The sequence below is a fragment of the Nostoc sp. WHI genome (assembly GCF_015714725.1).
Taxonomy (GTDB): Bacteria; Cyanobacteriota; Cyanobacteriia; order Cyanobacteriales; family Nostocaceae; genus Nostoc.
In genome coordinates this window covers 1-17796 of record NZ_WBKM01000360.1, presented here as the reverse complement: position 1 = coordinate 17796, position 17796 = coordinate 1, and the positions used below count along the sequence as shown (strand labels likewise).

Annotated in this window: 12 protein-coding genes and 2 pseudogenes; 2 read left to right on the top strand and 12 right to left on the bottom strand. The window is 42.7% G+C overall.

Translation table 11 applies throughout. From position 1 onward, the window contains the following. The 3 genes and pseudogenes from F8S12_RS37135 to F8S12_RS37125 all read right to left on the bottom strand — a co-directional run. Positions 1-482, bottom strand: a pseudogene (locus F8S12_RS37135) (transposase domain-containing protein); the annotation flags it as partial. A 579-nt stretch (positions 483-1061) separates the two neighbouring features. Further along, on the bottom strand, positions 1062-1667 hold the full coding sequence (locus F8S12_RS37130) for a Uma2 family endonuclease (RefSeq protein WP_196521332.1): 606 nt from the start codon (positions 1665-1667) through the stop codon (positions 1062-1064). A gap of 152 nt (positions 1668-1819) precedes the next feature. Continuing rightward, positions 1820-2608 carry a DUF1868 domain-containing protein gene (locus F8S12_RS37125; RefSeq protein ID WP_196521331.1) on the bottom strand — a complete coding sequence of 263 codons (789 nt, stop codon included), beginning with the start codon at positions 2606-2608 and terminating at the stop codon, positions 1820-1822. Between the two features lie 213 nt (positions 2609-2821). On the opposite strand from F8S12_RS37125, the gene holA reads away from it, so the two are divergent. Together holA and F8S12_RS37115 are read left to right on the top strand one after the other, a co-directional pair. Then, positions 2822-3811: a DNA polymerase III subunit delta gene (gene holA / locus F8S12_RS37120; protein ID WP_196521334.1), complete on the top strand. Its 990-nt coding sequence runs from the start codon at positions 2822-2824 to the stop codon at positions 3809-3811. Positions 3812-3920: 109 nt separating this feature from the next. Continuing rightward, positions 3921-4400, top strand: coding sequence for a DUF4168 domain-containing protein (locus F8S12_RS37115; protein ID WP_196521330.1), 480 nt, complete (start codon positions 3921-3923; stop codon positions 4398-4400). 192 nt (positions 4401-4592) lie between these two features. Here F8S12_RS37115 and F8S12_RS37110 read toward each other — a convergent pair whose 3' ends face one another. The 9 genes and pseudogenes from F8S12_RS37110 to F8S12_RS37070 all read right to left on the bottom strand — a co-directional run bounded on the left by F8S12_RS37110 (position 4593) and on the right by F8S12_RS37070 (position 17497). Continuing rightward, entirely contained in the window at positions 4593-5204 is a 612-nt protein-coding gene (locus F8S12_RS37110) for a helix-turn-helix transcriptional regulator (protein ID WP_196521333.1), read from the bottom strand. A 503-nt stretch (positions 5205-5707) separates the two neighbouring features. Further along, the gene (locus F8S12_RS37105) at positions 5708-10084 is read right to left on the bottom strand and encodes an ATP-binding protein (RefSeq protein WP_196521329.1); all 4377 of its coding nucleotides are present in this window, start codon (positions 10082-10084) and stop codon (positions 5708-5710) included. A 187-nt stretch (positions 10085-10271) separates the two neighbouring features. Beyond that, positions 10272-12662 (bottom strand): glycoside hydrolase family 31 protein, encoded by a 2391-nt coding sequence (locus tag F8S12_RS37100; protein WP_196521328.1) that lies wholly within the window; start codon positions 12660-12662, stop codon positions 10272-10274. Positions 12663-12782: 120 nt separating this feature from the next. Next, the gene (gene trmFO / locus F8S12_RS37095) at positions 12783-14099 is read right to left on the bottom strand and encodes an FADH(2)-oxidizing methylenetetrahydrofolate--tRNA-(uracil(54)-C(5))-methyltransferase TrmFO (protein ID WP_196521327.1); all 1317 of its coding nucleotides are present in this window, start codon (positions 14097-14099) and stop codon (positions 12783-12785) included. Between the two features lie 85 nt (positions 14100-14184). After that, positions 14185-14922, bottom strand: coding sequence for a Uma2 family endonuclease (locus F8S12_RS37090; RefSeq protein WP_196521326.1), 738 nt, complete (start codon positions 14920-14922; stop codon positions 14185-14187). A gap of 156 nt (positions 14923-15078) precedes the next feature. Continuing rightward, on the bottom strand, positions 15079-15288 hold the full coding sequence (locus F8S12_RS37085; protein WP_196521325.1) for a hypothetical protein: 210 nt from the start codon (positions 15286-15288) through the stop codon (positions 15079-15081). After that, positions 15279-15452: pseudogene (locus F8S12_RS37080) on the bottom strand (Uma2 family endonuclease); the annotation flags it as partial. The gene F8S12_RS37085 and the pseudogene F8S12_RS37080, both read right to left, overlap by 10 nt. A gap of 30 nt (positions 15453-15482) precedes the next feature. Next, entirely contained in the window at positions 15483-16253 is a 771-nt protein-coding gene (gene panB, locus F8S12_RS37075) for a 3-methyl-2-oxobutanoate hydroxymethyltransferase (RefSeq protein WP_196521324.1), read from the bottom strand. Positions 16254-16360: 107 nt separating this feature from the next. Beyond that, on the bottom strand, positions 16361-17497 hold the full coding sequence (locus tag F8S12_RS37070; protein WP_196521323.1) for a ligand-binding sensor domain-containing protein: 1137 nt from the start codon (positions 17495-17497) through the stop codon (positions 16361-16363). Positions 17498-17796 lie beyond the last annotated feature (299 nt).

Below are 17796 nucleotides of genomic sequence, written 5' to 3'. Positions count from 1 at the left end.
CATTAATGCATCAAAAATTAAATGTGTCCCTGCCTCTACTAAAATAACTAATCTAACTTTGGGAAATGCTGCTCGTGTACCAGGACGACTACCTTTCCCGACCAAAAACCCTTGCATTTTCATCACTATCTGGGATATCTAAGCAAGTTCCATCAATTCCCGTCAATTCGTAGCCCGTTTATAAAACCTCCAATTGTTTCGCTGTTTGCCATTGGTCGCACCAAGCGATGAAACAATTGCGTCATTACCCCCGCACCTAGTCGCTGTCTGGCTTGGGTAATAGCTGATTTACACGGGATACGCCAATATTTACCAACTTTTACCCATGCCTCTGAAAGACCATCAATGAGATTTTTTAGTACATCTCGCATTGAATCTCTCGACCACAGGCTCATTGCTATTATTAGACAAATGACTAGATGTGCTGGTAACGAACGATGGCGTTCCTCTTCTACTTTAGTTTTAGCGATCGCTTGTTCGATTGAACTTACTGGGATAGCGACCTCTATCGCTTTGAATATCTCCGTACTTTGTATCTTGGGAGACACTAATGAGAATTCTTTGAGATGCACTGTGCTTGATTTCCATTTTTGGAAACAATGCCTATTTTATAGCTATTCGAGCCTTAACTGAACCGTATTGACACATAGTCTAGATATTTCGTAAAATATTCTCTGTATAGAGCAGGTATGCTGGCTTTAGCAAAATCCTTGAATATTCACACTTTTGTAAAGGCGATCGCACTTCTGGTGATAGGTTTAAAGCAGGCGATCGCATCTAATACTTTACTACAGGCGATCGCACTTTGAAGATATTAAAGCTTTACATGAAGGACGGGAAGATATTAAGAAAAATGGCACTATTCCTTAGGATCAAGTCAAACAAGAATTAGCCAGTGAATAAGTATAAAATTGAATTTTCTAATGCTGCATCTAAACAACTTAAAAAATTTATAAAAGTACAGACAAGGATACAAATAAAAATTCATACTCTCGTAAAGGCGATCGCATTCCTAAAATTGGGTGAGAATTAGGCGATCGCTTCTCACTCTTTTTCTACACTTAACGAGGCAGAATGTCATCTAAGCGAAGTTGAAGACGAGGCAAAAGCGGCGAGTTAATCAATTGGTTGAGTCGATATTGTTGTTGAGTATAAGTGTCTTCAACTAGTTGACAAACGGTGAAAGTAGGTTGTTTGGGTTTACCAATAAATGCCACGCCGCCCAATCCCCGATAATCCACAATCCAATATTCAGGGATGCCTAAGAGTGCATATTCCTCAATTTTCCGCGCATAGTCGGTTTCCCAGTTGGTGCTAACGACTTCCACCACTAGCTTAATTGAGCGTCCAAGAGTAATTACAGGTTCTCGCTCCCAAAGGGGTTCACGGTCGAGAACGGTTTCATCGAGAACCACGACATCAGGACGACGAGCTGTAGCTGTACCCGCAAAGGGGTAAATTAAACAAGTGCGAGGAATAAACCAGGGGAGTTGTTCTGCAACAAGGTAGATCCCAATTTGGGTTGCGAGTTTGCCACTCACCGTTTCATGCGGGCCAGTGGGTTCCATGTCAATTAGTTCTCCATCTGCTAGTTCATAGCGGGGATTGTCTCGGTATTGGGAGAGAAAATCTTCAAATGTGAGGTTTTTTGGGGAGATATATGTCATAAAAATCAATCTCCTGAAAGCAAGTTGTTTGTTTATAGTATTCCTCCATTTCTGCGTCAAATTTACGGCATAAATGTTAATTTGAGCAATACTAATAATCGGTAGTTAGTAGTTATTGAATGGAAACCACTAACTACTAACTCATTAGTTACTTAAAAATTTAAACTCGGCCAGTCCGCTTCACGATAATAGCGGGTCATGTCATCAAACTTTCGTAATTCGACACGATTAATCAAAAATTCTGGCAAATTCAACAGCCACTGTTGATTTAACTGAGAAAGCATCGTGCTGAAGCTTGTGCGGTCTAAGTCAGATGAAACCTCCCCAAAATAGGCTAATGTAATGTGGGCTGTCAAGTGATAATGCTGCTCAATACCCAAGGCAATTAACTTGGGGCTTTGATAAATTGTTCGGCGAAATTTAATAATTTCCTCGTAGCAGCGTTCATCTTGGGGTACTAAACAAACGGCTATAGATCTTGGCATCAGTATCAGTCCCAGCATTTGCCATTGAATAGGATGAGTCCTGTCTGTCATCATTTGTTGATATTGCTGAAACACTTCGGCTAAACAAGACTGTAACTCCTCGTCAAATTTGGGATTTTTTTCGCAGGTGTCAAGGTAAGCACTGTCCCAAATTAAATCTGCTAAAGTCAGATGGAAGCTAGCAGGAGGTAGAGGCACAATCAAATCACAGTTTACAGGCAACTGCAAAAGTTCCTGTTGGTAAGCCTGTAATTTGGCATAGAAAGCAGAGTTTTGTGATTCTTCTTCTGCTGGCGGGGTAATTAGGCTATAGCCAGGAAAGGACGCTGCTTGTCTCAACCCAGAATGTGGCTGAAATTTAGAAGATTCCTGAATATGCTGGACTTGGAATCTGTAGGCTTCTGGCAGCGTCAGTCGTGCTAACCGATTTAAGTAAGTTTGATAGTTGTCGTCCAATCTTCATAGCCTCATTCTCTCACTTGATAGATTTTAGGGAAAATTACTCAGATTGACAGAATGATTTAAAAAGTATTTAGTTTTTGGGTGTGATGATTGAGGGATGGGGGAGTGGGGAGTGGGGAGTTAGGAGTTAGGAGTTAGGAGTTATAAATATTAATTCTTCACCAATGCCCCATGCCCTATGCCAATGTTCCAGTAAGAGGTTTATCTATGCCAATCCATGTTTACTGGGGTGAAGATGATTTTGCTATAGAAAAAGCGATCGCTATGCTGCGCGATCGCGTCCTTGATTCCCAATGGATTAGTTTTAACTACACTTCATTCCCCCCAGATCAAGCCGATGCTGTGATCCAGGGTTTAAATCAAGTCATGACACCAGCTTTTGGCGCTGGTGGGCGCTTGGTATGGCTGATAAATACTACCCTCTGCCAGCACTGTCCAGAGAATGTGTTAGCAGAATTGGGGCGATCGCTATCAGTAATTCCTGAAAACTCATTTTTATTGCTCACCAGCCGTAACAAACCAGATGAACGTCTCAAATCCACAAAATTGTTAAAACAATTTGCTACCGAGTTCCGAGAATTTCCCCTCATTCCCCCCTGGAAGACAGAATTGCTGGTGCAATCTGTTAATCAAGCAGCTCAGGCTGTGGGCGTTAAACTGAGTGCCAATGCTTCCCACTTGTTAGCAGAATCCGTAGGGAATGATACACGGCTCCTCTACAATGAGTTAGAGAAATTGCAGCTATATGCTCAAGGGAAAAACAAGCCTTTAGACGTAGATACTGTTACTAAGTTAGTAAGAAATACTACTCAAAATAGTTTACAATTAGCAGCAGCAATTAGAACAGCAGACACAGCTAAAGCTTTGACAACCTTAGCGGATCTGATCAATGCTTCCGAGCCGGGATTACGGATAGTTGCCACACTAATTGGACAATTTCGCACGTGGCTATGGGTCAAGATTATGATGGAAAGTGGGGAACGAAATCAACAAGCGATCGCTCAAGCTGCTGATATAGGTAACCCTAAAAGGATCTATTTTTTACAGCAAGAAACCAAGCTTCTTACTGTGCAACAGTTAATCTCTTGCTTACCCCTACTACTAGAGTTAGAAGTCAGCCTCAAACAAGGAGCATCGGAAATGTCAGTACTCCAGACTAAAGTAATCGAACTTTGTCAAGTATGCCAAGGAAATTAACAATCAATACAAAGGCTTGATATATTGACCAGTTGCTGGAACTTCCACCTCAAAAAATAATTCAAAGTACTTAATAATATCCCTGATGTCGTTCTGTGTTATCTACTATATGAAGAAAATTTCCGATTTAGTCTACCGACCTAGCCGAAGGCGAATTCTTTGCCAATCATTGTTTTTCGGCGTTATAGCCACTGCTGGCGTAATTTGCAATACTTTTTCATCGAGTTCAAAAGCTGACGCTCAAACTCCACCACCAATAGTTAACAATACTGAAATCAACAACTACGCTCAAGCTGTGCTAGCAATGGAGCCGGCACGTCAAAATGCTTTTGAAGAAATTAAAAAACTTATTGGTAACGGAGAAATTCCCAAGATTGTTTGTAACGATTCTAATAGTATCAATGGTCTTCCAAAGAAGGCTCAAAACATCGCAGTTAATTATTGTACCCGCGCTCAAAAAATTGTCGAAGATAATGGTTTAACCTTTGATCAGTTCAACAAAATTACTATAGAACTACAAAATAACAATATCTTAAAACGGCAGGTTTACAATACCTTATTACGCCTGCAAAAAACTCCTGAGCCTTAATAGTTAAAACTTGTTTAATAATAACCACCCCCGCATGAAACCGAGGGCTAGTACTGCTTTTCTACTAAACACTCTCCGTATTGATTGATGAAATAATTGTTTGTGGATACTGGGTTAATGACTAATAATCTAAGTATTAAGTCGGATATGATATTACGTTTGAAAAATCACTTCTAATTGTGATAATAGTATTCAGTTACAAGATATGCTTGCTTGTCGCTTGGTGTGAATATTTTTCATGTGCTTCTTCACTGTGTTTATGGTGATATAAAGCTTAGTGGCAATTTCTTTGTAGCTGTAGTTGCTTCTATAGAGAAACCAAATTTCAGCTTCTCGCGGCGTCAGGTCAAATTTTTTTACTTCGGTGAGTGCTACATTTTTCAGAGAATCATATTGATTTTCTATGGTTACTAATAAGCAAGGCATTTCAAACCTATCTAAATCTAGCAGTCTCACTCTAATCCGAAAAACATTTGACTTGTCAAGGACAATCTCATCCGACAGAATGATGAGTTTATCAGGAAACAAATACCGACTGTTGAGTAACGATTTACAAACATTCCAGATGGCTGGCGGTACAAAATTTTGGTTGAAATTGCCTTGATTGAATTGACAACACAGCCGATGAGCAGATGCATTCGCATGAACTTTTTGACCAGTCTCAGTTAAAATTAATATACCATCTTCTAAGCCTTCAATTACTTCTTGAAAAAAATCAGATCGCTTTGAGTCATGTAAGTTAATACTATCTAGATATTGTGGTTCAATTACTGTTTTGATTAATGTCTTGGTTAGAGGAATCATCTGAGGTTTCATCATGTATAAAATACTGCTGATTTGTTAGATTCATCGGAGTTGGAATATGAACCCGACGGGAGAATACTAGAGACCAATCAGGCTGACTAAGGTAAACAAAAGTATTATTTTTAACGTTAATTACTGAAAATACCAAGTTACAGTTGATGTAGGCTAGCTTAGTTAGCTAAGGTTACATGATTTAAATACAACTCTGAAATTGCCTATTTCGGAAGCCGCTTTCAATACGCTTCAAATAATGTTCTTGTACTGAAGCCACTTATACTAAGTAGCGATCGCCCCAATACACAATCATTATTTGGATTGAAATAAAAAAATATACATATAATGAATATTTTGACAATGCAAGTATTCACCAACTACGCTAAATTGTAAAGAAATGAAACTGCTTCTTGGTAATTGGGAAGAACTTGGAATTTTGAATAAATTTTGATAGGGCAATGCCCAATACTTCGGCTTCGCTCAGTACAAGTGCCCAATGCCCCATTTTCTCAAGTGCGTCTAACGAGGCTAGCGACTACTGTAGCTAACTCAGCTGGCTCAATAGGTTTAGGTAAATGCAGCTGATAACCTTCTTGTATGGCTCGCATTCGATCCTCTGCTTTGGCATAAGCTGTCAACGCTGCTGCTGGAATATTTCCCCCTAATTCTGGTGGTTGCGATCGCAATTTGCGGATCAAAGAGTAACCATCCTCTTGGGGCATACCGATGTCGCTGACTAAAACATCTGGTTTCCACTGTGGAATTATCTGCAATGCTTCTTGAACTGATGCTACTGTCTGAACTTCGGCTTGGTACAGTTCGAGGACTGTGGTGATGAATTCACGGCTATCGGCTTGGTCATCTACAACCAGCACGCGCACGCCCAGGAGAGAGGGGGGGGAGGGAGGAGAAGAGGAGAAGGCGGGAGGCATATAGGTGGGACTCTTCAAAAGTGGTAGTTTGACTGTGAATGTCGCTCCTTGCTTTTCACCCTGACTAGCTACTTGGACAGTACCGCCATGTAATTCTACTAAATGACGCACGATCGCTAATCCTAGTCCTAATCCACCATAGGATCTAGTGCTAGAACTATCAGCTTGACGAAAGCGGTCAAAAACGTAAGGGAGGAAGTCAGGATTGATACCAATGCCTGTATCAATCACCTGAATTTGGGCATATTTGTCCGTTGTCTGTTGTTTTTCTTGGGCAGTAACTACTGACAATTGCACCTCTACCCGTCCTCCTGTGGGTGTGAATTTAATGGCATTGGATAGCAGATTCCAGATGATTTGCTGTAAACGATCAAAATCCCCGGAAACTAAGAATTGAGAATTTTCGCCAAGTTTGCTGTCGTCTGAATGTTGACTGGTTTGAAATTGTACTTCTCTTGATTCTAGATTTTCGTTATTGATTCCTAATCCCAAATCTAAATTTTGCGCGAAAGTGTCCACGGGGAGTATCCCCGGTAGCGCATTTCGCCTTTCTCCTGAAGGAACAAGGGAAAACCTCAAATCGATTTCCTTAGATTGGGCAGCTAAACTGACAGTCTCAATCGCTGAATTAATCATCGGAACCAAATTGCAAGTATGGACATTGAGGCGTAACTTGCCTCTCATCATCCGCGATATATCCAGCAAGTCTTCAATTAGCTGAGTTTGTGCTTTTGCATTGCGCTCAATTGTCTCCGTAGCCCTAGCGATTTGGGTTGCACTGAGCTTGCTTCGTTGCAGTAATTGTGCCCAGCCAAGGATGGCATTGAGGGGCGATCGCAATTCGTGGGACAATACCCCTAGAAACTCATCCTTCATGTGGTTGGCTTCTTGCAACTGCTCGGTTTGCTGCTGCAAAGAAGCAATTAAACTAGCTCGTTCCATTGCGATCGCTATTTGGCCGCATACTGCTTGCATCATCCCCTTTTGATTTTCGGTGAAGCTTAATAGAGCACGGCTGCCAAAAGAAAGAGTACCTAACAGTCGTCCTTGGGCGATCAATGGGTATGCATAATAAGCAGTAATGCCTAAAGAGCGAATCAATTCTGTTTTCTCTTCAGTTGATTGCTGCACATTCTCTACAGCTATTGCACAAGGCTCCTGGGCTACAGTAACACAAACCGCTTCACCAAATGCCAAACATTCAATTTCCTTTGCTATTTCCTGAGAAATGCCACTGTAAGACTCTAGCCGCATTACCTGAGAGTTATCTTCAACTAAATAGTTAAAGTAAACATCTAAATCAATTTGCTGTGAGAGTTTTTGGTAGACGCTATCGATTAATACTACTGGTTGCTGGCTCGATAGTAGATCGTTAGCTGTGTCAAATAGTAGCTTTAGCCTTTTGTAACCTAACGAAAGGGCTTTTTCTACCTGCTTGAGGTTGCTGATTTCTTGGAATACCAAAATACAGGTAGCCGGATGACCGTGCATTGCAGGCAGAGTATCAGCAAATATCAGTAGAGACCGCACACCAGTGGGGGTGTGCCAGTCCACCTCCAATCCATTCAGGCGTTCGCCAAGGGCAACCCGTACTCCGGGCATTTGGTCATTGGGAATGCGATCGCCAGCCGCATCTGTGTAATGGTAAACTGTGTGATAATCTGCGGCTGGTACACCTTTGGGAAATTCGCCCCCAGCTAATTCGTTAGCAGAACGATTGGCAAAAGTTACCCGCGCCGTTCCTGGTTCGATAAACAGCAATGGTCTTGGCATCAGATTTAAGACATCCTCCAGCCATTTATGCTGATTTAGGAGTACTTCTTCTGCCTGTTTACGCTCCGTAATATCTAAAAATGCACCAACGCTTCCTCTAGTTTTACCCTCTTCGTCAAACAGAGGTGCAACGGATTCCAACAAATTGACAATTTTTCCATTTTCATGTACTATATCGACTTCAAAATCCAGAACTTCAACACCATGAGCAACAGAGTACTGCATTGGGAGTTCTTCTGCTGACAGTTCCCTACCCTCGCGGTAGATTTTAAAGCTTGTTGGTCTTTCGTCTAAAGAAGCGCTGAGGGAGGCATTTGTATCTGGCGATATCCCCAACTGCTTGGCAAAAGCAGAGTTGACCTTGATATTTTGGCATTCTGAATCTTCGGCAATGCCAATTCCAATGGGAATTACCTCCAACAAAGTTTGTAACTCAGTGATGCGGCGCTGTAAATCCTTATTTAGTTGTAAGATTTTTTCCTTGGACTGCTTTTGCTCGCTGATGTTGCGAGTCACAGTTGCTAAGGCAATTGGCTGACCTGTGTTGTTATCTGTAACAGTGAAGATGTTGCAATCAACTGGTATCGGTTGATTCGTTTGGAGGTGGCAAAAGCAGAATTCTCCCTGCCAGTGTCCTTGCGATCGCACATTCGGCACTATATATTCTTGAAAATAGGCTTTGTCTTTGGGCATTAGGTAATCTAATACTGATTTTTGCCTCACCTCGTCAAGGTTAGCTAGCCCTACCAGCTTTTTACCCGCATCGTTGATGTAGATTAATTCACCCTCAAGGGTGGCGATGCCGATAAAGTCAGAGCTATTTTCTACCAGGGATACTAATTTTTGTTGTTCTGCTTCTGCTTGCTTGCGTTCGCTCAAGTCGAGGATAAAGGCTACTGACTCTTCCCGTTTTTCTCCCAGCAGCACGTAACCAATTAAAACTGTGATGCGCTTCCCATCCTTGCGAATGTATTCTTTCTCGTAGGGCGTACAAGCAGCGTTGGTGTTTCCTTGGGCTTCGGCGATACTTCGTTCATCTAAGTATAGATGCTCTAGTGGTGTGATATTTCTCCAACTTATCTTGCCTGTTAACAGATCCTCCCGCGTATAACCAATCATCCTCAGAAATTCGTCGTTTGCCTGCTGGATACCGCCATACACGTCGCCAAAGAGAATACCGATGACGTTCGCATCTACTAAACTCCCCAGTTTATCTTCGTAGGTTCTCAGTGCTTCTTGGGCGAAGTCGCGTTGATGGCTGAGGCGTTCAATAACTGCCGCACTTTGCCAAATCAAAATAGTAAAAATTACAATCAGGACGATGGCAAACACCGATAATGCAAACGCCGGATCGTATTGTCCAGCCCGTTGACCTTCAACAATTATCCACCCAATTATAAAAGGTACTGCGATCGCAGCAACCAACAAACGACGTGCAAGTAAGCCGCCGTAAGTATCACTTGTAACTATCCTCATTAACCCCTGTTCTGCCCGCGCCCACAGAATCCCTATACTTAGTAAGCTGAACAACACCCCTGTATGTAACGCCATTGATGTTGTATGAGGGGCAAGTCCATAAAGAACTTTTACTTTGTAAGCATAGCCCATGAGCGCTTGAAAGGAAATCAAAGTAGCGATCAGAGCGATAATCTGGGCATACCAATAACTGCGGTGGGTTTTTGAATGAATCAAAATCTGTAAGGCGACACTGACCAGCATAAAGTTCAGTGCTGTGTTTATCCCCATTCGCCCCGGATGCGATGTCGCCAAACTGATTGGTGAGTCAGGCAATAGCAGCTCGTCAATACCAAGATTCCAGCCAAACAGATATTGACAGAATGTGAGCGCAGCAATTGTAGTAACTGCTATTGCACAGACCTTAGAAATTAGCAGAGCGGGGAAGTGGGGGAATAATTTTGAATTGTTTTCCCCTGAATCCTCTTTCCCTTTCAAAAATAGCCACAGCGACACACCGCACAGCACAAAACACAGCGCTGTGTTAACTTTCATTGTGACAGGACTACCAGGGAAGCCGCCCTTAATAACTTCAATGCCAAGATACCAGCCAATTAGTACCAAGCTGCCAACAAAAACAGCGATCGCACTTGCGACTTTTGCCATTGAAGAATTTGCAGGGATTTTAAATATATCTTGCAGTTGCAAGCGGTTAATCTTTAACATGGAGTGTTCTCTAACCGCATCTATCTAGAGAAGTAAACTTTCGTATTTCTTACGGGTTAATCATTTCTACTCCTTGTATTTTACGTTACCCCTTGACTTGCCTTTCATCTACCCTTGTGTATATTTTTTCTTAGACAATTTAGAGTAATAAATAATGGTGGTTGAAAAAACCACCTTTGCGAGTATTTCAAAATTGCAGAATATGTTGCTTACCATCGTCTTGGAAACGTTGTTCTCCAGCACCAACAAGTTCCACAATCACTTCACGCGGTGGAGGTGTCCATTCCCCAACTCTTGCTTCAATTTCCACAACTGTTTGGCTTGTCTGTGTAAATACGCAGATGTTTGTGAGTGAAAACTTTTTATCTTGATACTCCTTTGTCTGTCCATCATCTTCATATAGCTGATATTCGTTATTACCAGGCCAAATCCGTAACCGGATCTCTTCGAGTGGAGTTTCATCAACGTATTGCTTAACAGATTGCATGGGAACGATCGCACCGCCACGGACATACAGTGGCATTCTTTCCAGTGGTGCATGAGCAAGAATGTGAATTGGGCCTTCATAGCGATCGCCACTCCACCAATCATACCAAGTGCCGGCGGGTAAGTAGACTGATCGATGCTCAATTCCAGGGCGATAAATTGGTGCAGCCATCAGCGACGCACCTAGCAATACTTGATCATAAAGAGTGTAGGTTTTCGGATCGTTGGGGAAATGGTACAATAATGGTCTTAAAATTGGTGCACCTGTTGTTACCGCTTCCCAAAAAAGAGTATAGATGTAGGGAAGTAGTTGATAACGGAGATTAATATATTCTCGACAGATATTTTCAACGCGATCGCCAAATACCCAAGGTTCATGACGAGCAGTAGACATTGCCGAATGACCACGCATCAATGGGTACAACATTCCTACCTGCATCCACCGAGCAAATAATTCAGCTGTGGCGTTACCAGCAAACCCGCCAATATCGCAACCCACAAACGCCACACCCGAAAGTCCCATGTTGCAAAGCATCGGCAGAGACATTTCTAAATGCTCCCACAACGATTGGTTATCCCCCATCCACACAGAAGACCAACGCTGCACACCAGCATAACCCGATCGCGTTAACACAAACGATCGCTCTACGCCTCGATGCCGTTGCAATCCTTCATAACAAGCTTTAGCCATCATCAACCCATACAAATTATGCACTTCTGCATGAGTCACATCAATTTTAGATTTTAGATTTTGGATTTTGGATTGAAAGTTTTCCTCCTCTCCCCCTGCTCCCCCTGCTCCCTGCGGTGCATCTAGGGGAAACCAAATCTTTTCCCCATCATCGCCGAAAGGGCGACTATCTATAGCAGGTTCATTCATATCATTCCAAATTCCTGCCACACCAATATCAGTCAAGCTTTTGTGTAAATTAGCCCACCAATTACACACATCAGGACGTAAAAAGTCAGGAAAAACAGCTTTATCAGGCCAAACGTAGCCGTGGAACAACTCGCCATCAGCTTTACGCACAAAATAGTCGTTTTCTATTCCTTGGTCAAAAACGTGATAATTAGCTTCTGGTTCATATTTCACACCAGGATCAATAATTGTGACTGTTTTAAAACCATTCTGTGCTAAGTCACTAACGAGTTTTGCCGGATTAGAGAAACGCTCTTTACTCCAAGTAAACACCCGATAACCCTGCATATAATCAATGTCTAAATGAATGACATCGCAGGGAATGCGGCGCTGGCGAAATTCTTGCGCTAGTTCCCGCACAACAATTTCGGAATCGTAACTCCAGCGACATTGATGATAACCAAGCGCCCATTTCGGCGGTAATGGCATTCTCCCAGTTAGCTGGGTGTAAGTCTCTAGGATTTGGGCAGGTTCGGGGCCGTAGATCATGTAATAATCCAATTCACCGCCGCGAGTTTCCATTTTCCAGACACCTGGTTGTTCAGCACCGATATCGAACTGACTCCAAAAAGTGGTGTTAAAAAAGATGCCATATCCCACATCTGGACGCAGAGCCATAAAAAACGGTATGGCTTGGTACATTTCATCAGTAAGTGCATCATAATCTAAGGCATCAACTGTCCAATTAGTTTTTACCTCGCTGAGTTTATCAAGCCAGCCTGTACGTTCACCAAAGCCATAAAAATGTTCATCAGTTGCAATTTGCTTCCAGCCTGCAACTGCACCTATGCGCCAACCCATACCCATGTCTGCATCTTGGGCAAAGGAACGATTAGCTTTATCGAAACAGGCAATGCGACACTTTTCTCGCTGAACGCACACACGAATCTGTGCTGTTTCAATTTCTACGGTTGCTTCAGTTTCCTGTACTGCAAAAGGTGTTGTTGCCCATTCTGCATCATCCAACGTTATTGCCCAAGAGCGGCGCGGCATAAATTCCCCAGTTGGTGCAAAATGGACGCGGATTAAATTGGGAGCAAGTACGCTGATGATGAGGCGTGAGTCGCCGCAGTCAAAATTGATCGCGTTATTATCCCAAGTTACAGCTTTGACATTGCTAATAGTTGTCCAAGGTTGGTTAGTAGTGGGTAGTTTTCCAAAATATTGCGGCATATCACCTATTAAGCAGGTTAATAATTGGGGTTTAAATCCCGGCGTTCGATGTGGGATGATTTATCTCACGCAGAGACGCAGAGGCGCAGAGAGGATGAAGAGTTTTGGAATTTTGAATTGTTAATGATGATTTGCTTTCCAGTTTTCTAGGTCAGCTAAAGAGCGATCGCGATAATGTCCATAACGCTCTTGTTTACTTTTAATTTTCGCACCAAGTTCGGGAAAAATCCCAAAGTTGGGCGGCATTGGTTGGAAATGCTTGGGCGAAGCGGAACTAATAAATTCAAATAACGCACCCATCATTGTTGTTGGAGGTAAAATCAAAGTTTCTTTACCTAAAGCTAACCGCGCTGCATTAATTCCCGCCAAACAACCACCCGCAGCCGCAGCAGTGTAGCCTTCAGTACCAATTAACTGTCCAGCTGCTAACAATGTCGGACGTTCTTTAAATTGCAGAGTCGGATGCATTAACTGAGGAGCATTAATAAAAGTGTTGCGGTGCATCACTCCCAGCCGCACAAACTCCGCCTTTTCCAAACTTGGAATTAGCTGAAATATCCGCTTTTGCTCACCCCAGCGCAGGTTAGTTTGAAATCCTACCATGTTCCACAGTTGACCGGCTTTGTCTTCTTGTCGCAACTGCACCACAGCATAAGGACGTTCTTCTGTACGAGTATCTGACAATCCCACTGGCTTTAGGGGGCCATAGCGCATGGTATCTTCTCCCCGATGTGCTAGTTCTTCAATTGGTAAACAAGCTTCAAAAAATTTCGCCGTTTCCCGTTCAAAATCTTTGAGTTCTATTTGTTCAGCTTTACAAAGTTCTTCCCGAAACTGCAAATACTGCTCTTTATTCATTGGGCAGTTGAGATAAGCAGCTTCACCTTTGTCATAACGTGATGCCATAAAAGCAACGTCACGGTTAATCGATTCTCCTACAATAATCGGACTAGCCGCATCAAAAAAGCTGAGGTATTCCATCCCCGTAAAGCGGCGTAAATCTTCTGCCAAATCAGGGCTGGTTAAAGGCCCAGTCGCCAAAACCACAATTCCTTCAGGAATCGCAGACACTTCACCCCGGCGGAATTCAATTAAAGGATGATGTGCTAAAGTTTGAGTCAAGTCTTGGCCAAATTGTCCTCTATCGACGGCTAGCGCCCCACCAGCAGGTACGGCGTGTTCATCAGCTTTAGAAATGACGATAGAACCCAGTTGACGTAACTCTTCGTGCAATAATCCCGCCGCGCGATCGCTTGCCATTGCTCCAAAGGAATTACTACACACTAATTCTGCCAAATGCTCTGTATGATGAGCTGGGCTAAAGCGTTTTGGGCGCATTTCATGGAGAATTACAGGCACTCCAGCTTGGGCTATTTGCCATGCTGCTTCTGTCCCAGCTAGTCCACCTCCAATTACTTGTATCGGTTGTTGTTCCATAGTTAAATTTTTATTTCCATATTATTAAGTATCTATAGCAGTCCTAAATCAGTTGTGAAAATTATATATCTCTAACTCTGGGCAATTACAGATTATCTGTATCAATTCCCTTTTCTTTGAGTTTAGCTAACAATTCTTGATAGCGATCGCGCTCTTTTTCTAATTCTTGTAAAGCCGCTTCCTTTGCTTGGTGTTCCTGTTCTGCACGTTGGTGTTCCTGTTCTGCGCGTTGGTGTTCCTGTTCCCGTAACTGGTCAATTTCTACAGTAGTCAAAAACTTTTGTCCAGAGGCAGAAAAAATTTCCAGGGTATCTGATGTTAGTTGGAAACGGATTCCCAAACGCGGACTTATCCAGCCATTCATCTCTTCAATGACTTCAAAACTATCCTCAGAACGGAGCAAGCCATTTAAATCATTCTTATCTGGATCGTAAATATAATATTCTTCTACACCATAACGCTCGTAAAACTGCAATTTTTTGCTCATTTCTTTGAGAGTGTTACCTGGAGATAGAATTTCAAATACTACTTGTGGGGGTATATTATCTTCATTCCATTGTAAATAGGAACTCCGTTTTCCTTTTGGTCTGCCAAAGACTACCATCGTGTCGGGCGCTTGTTTAATATTCGGGTTTCCTTTAACTGGATACCAAAACAAATCTCCGGCAATAAATACATCATCTGGCGATGTAAATAGGATTTCTAAGTTTTCTTTAATTTTGACAATCCATGCAAATTGTTCTGTATTATCTGCCATTGGCTGCCCGTCGCTTTCTGGGTAGATGATTTCGATGGTGGTTTCTGGTGTGACTTGTTGTACCACTGCTGCACCTCCAAGTATAGGGTTTTTCGCTGATATTTCTAGTTTATATAGCGCTGACGTTAATATTGATTTTAGCTATAAGTAAGTCGGCGATCAAAAATAAATCAGCGAATTGAGCAAGCAAATAAAAAAAAGCAAGATTCTCAAAGTTAAGGCTTACTCGTCTGGATTTACACCCATGTCTCTCAGCCTTTGCGCCAAGCGTTCTGCACGTTGCTGTGCTAATTCCCTTTGTTGACGTTCCTGCTCTAACAATAATTCGGACTGCTGTAACTGTTGTTGAGCTTGTTCTTTTTGCTCTCTTTCTAAATCTGCTCTTTCTTCACCAGAGAGTAATAAATTTCCCTGCTCATCCCACCAACGCAATAATTACCTTCTGGATGACGTTGCTGTAATACTGGTTGAATCGAATCTGTGAGCAGAATACTTTGGGGATGTTCTTGAAAATTTTTCACAAATTTGCCGTCTGACTCAGGTAACTGAGTATGGTCGGGTAAGGTCGTCGGAAGTATTTCAGGTGTAGTAGTCATAAAAATTTTGACTCAATTCAGATTCTACTATTATGGAAACTTTCGATCGCGCACTTCCACAGCATAATCTTGCACAGCTTTAGTAATCGTTTCTCGCAGATTCGTGTAAACCTTGGCGAATGGTGGATGCTTCTCTGCAAGCCCAAGTACATCTGAGGTAACTAAAACCTGTCCATCGCAGTGAATTCCGGCACCGATACCAATTGTGGGAATACTCAGTTTTTGGGAAATTTGCATTGCCAAATCTGCGGGTATATGCTCTAACAACATGGCAAAAGCACCCGCTTGTTCTAAGGCGATCGCTTCAAGTAAAATCTTTTCACTCGCTTCTTGCGTCTTTCCTTGTTGTCGTAAACCAAGTTGATGTAACGATTGGGGTGTCAAACCTACATGACCCATGACTGGAATCCCGGCTTGTACCAAACGAGCTACAGTTTCCACCATTTCTGGATAACCACCCTCTAACTTGACACCTTGCGCTCCAGTCTCTTTCAATACCCTACCGGCTGAATGTATGGCTTGTTGGATACTTTCTTGGTAGCTCAAAAACGGTAAATCAACAAGCATAAAGGCGCGTTTAACTCCTCGGCGCACGGATTTGGCATGGTATATCATCTCATCTAGAGTTATAGGCAGTGTTGTTTCATACCCTAGAACTACTGCCATTGAGTCCCCTACGAGGATTAAGTCTACACCAGCTGCGTCGAGGAGTTGAGCGATCGTATAATCCCAGGCGGTCAACGCCACGATTGAACGTCCTTGTTGTTTCCATTGAATTAATTGCTGGGTAGTGATTGCCATTGCCAATTTTAGATTTTAGATTTTGGATTTTGGATTTTGGATTTTTGTCCTTTGTCATTAGTCATTAGTCATTAGCTAAGAACAGATGACAAAGGACAAATGACTAATCATTTAACAGCGCGACCGAAAGCAAGATGAGGTTTTGCACCGCTCGTTTTGGGCATTAACCAAGCTAGACCTTCACTAGTGCCGATCCATAATTTATTGCCGACATCAGGTGCAAGGGCAAGAATCCGACTAGAAGGAAGTCCAGCAACTTCTGAGTCTAAAACAGCTCCTGTATTTGGATTTAATCGTAACAAACCATTGTTAGTCCCGACCCAAACACTACCATCTTTAGCAAAACGTATTGCTGTCACGTTACGCCCGCGCAGGCGAGTCACAGACCTCAACACCGCACCAGTTTTTGGGTTAATAACTAGCAAATTATTGGGCATTCCCGCCCAAATTAACCCTTGTGGACTGATAGCTAAAGCTTGTACAGTTGTCCCCGGCAAATCGACGATCCGCTTCATGATTGCAGCGCTAGCAGTATTAACCCGCACTAATCCATCAAGAGTACCCACCCACAGATGACCTTGAGCATCTAAAGTCAGGGCGTTGGCGCTAACACCAGGCAGATTTTTTAATGTTGTCATAATCAAGCCTTGGTCGGGACTAATTAGGGCTAAACCACTATCAGTTCCAACCCACAAATAACCCCGCTTGTCAAGTAACAGCGACAACACCCGTTTAGAAGGCAAAAATAAATTTTGTGCCGTTATTTCGCTAGTCCGGGGGTCAACTCGGATTAGTCCCTCATAACTTCCTACCCACAAGCGTCCTACTTTGTCTTGGGCTAAAGCACCAATGGCAACACTTGGTAAGCTAACACGAGAAACAATCTTGCCGGTTTTTGGATCAATCCGCGATAGTCCTCGCCAAGAACCTACCCAAAGATTGCCTGTCACATCTTCTAGTAAATTACCGACACGATAATCGGTTTCTGGCGAATTTTCTTGCACCCCTCGCTCATTGGGCAAGGGATCTACTCGCGGCGGCGGTGGGGAAGCTGGATAAGCGGGGGGTAAATCAGATGAATCAATGTCAGAGGTTTTTTGTGCGATCGCCGGATTGGCCATTGCCACAATTCCTAAACTTGGCAGAGCTATCAACCCCAGCAAAATAGAAGTAATTAATAAACTAGTACGCTTGCGAAACAATACCACGGTGACATTTCCTTGGGAAACAGTACCCATAGCCATTACCTAAACTGGCTTTGGGTTAATTTCAGTGTTCCCCTAGCTAGGATTTTTTAAACGTCAATAGACAATTTTTTCTCAAATTCTTTCTATAGACATTGGGCATTAAGAACGAGTCTTTGAGGTGGATGAACGAGTCTTTGAGGTGGATGAACGAGTCTTTGAGGTGGATGAACGAGTCTTTGAGGTGGATGAACGAGTCTTTGAGGTGGATGAACGAGTCTTTGAGGTGGATGAACGAGTATCAAAGGTGGATGAATTTAGTTTTAACTCTCCCCTGCTCCCTGCTCCCCACTCCCCAC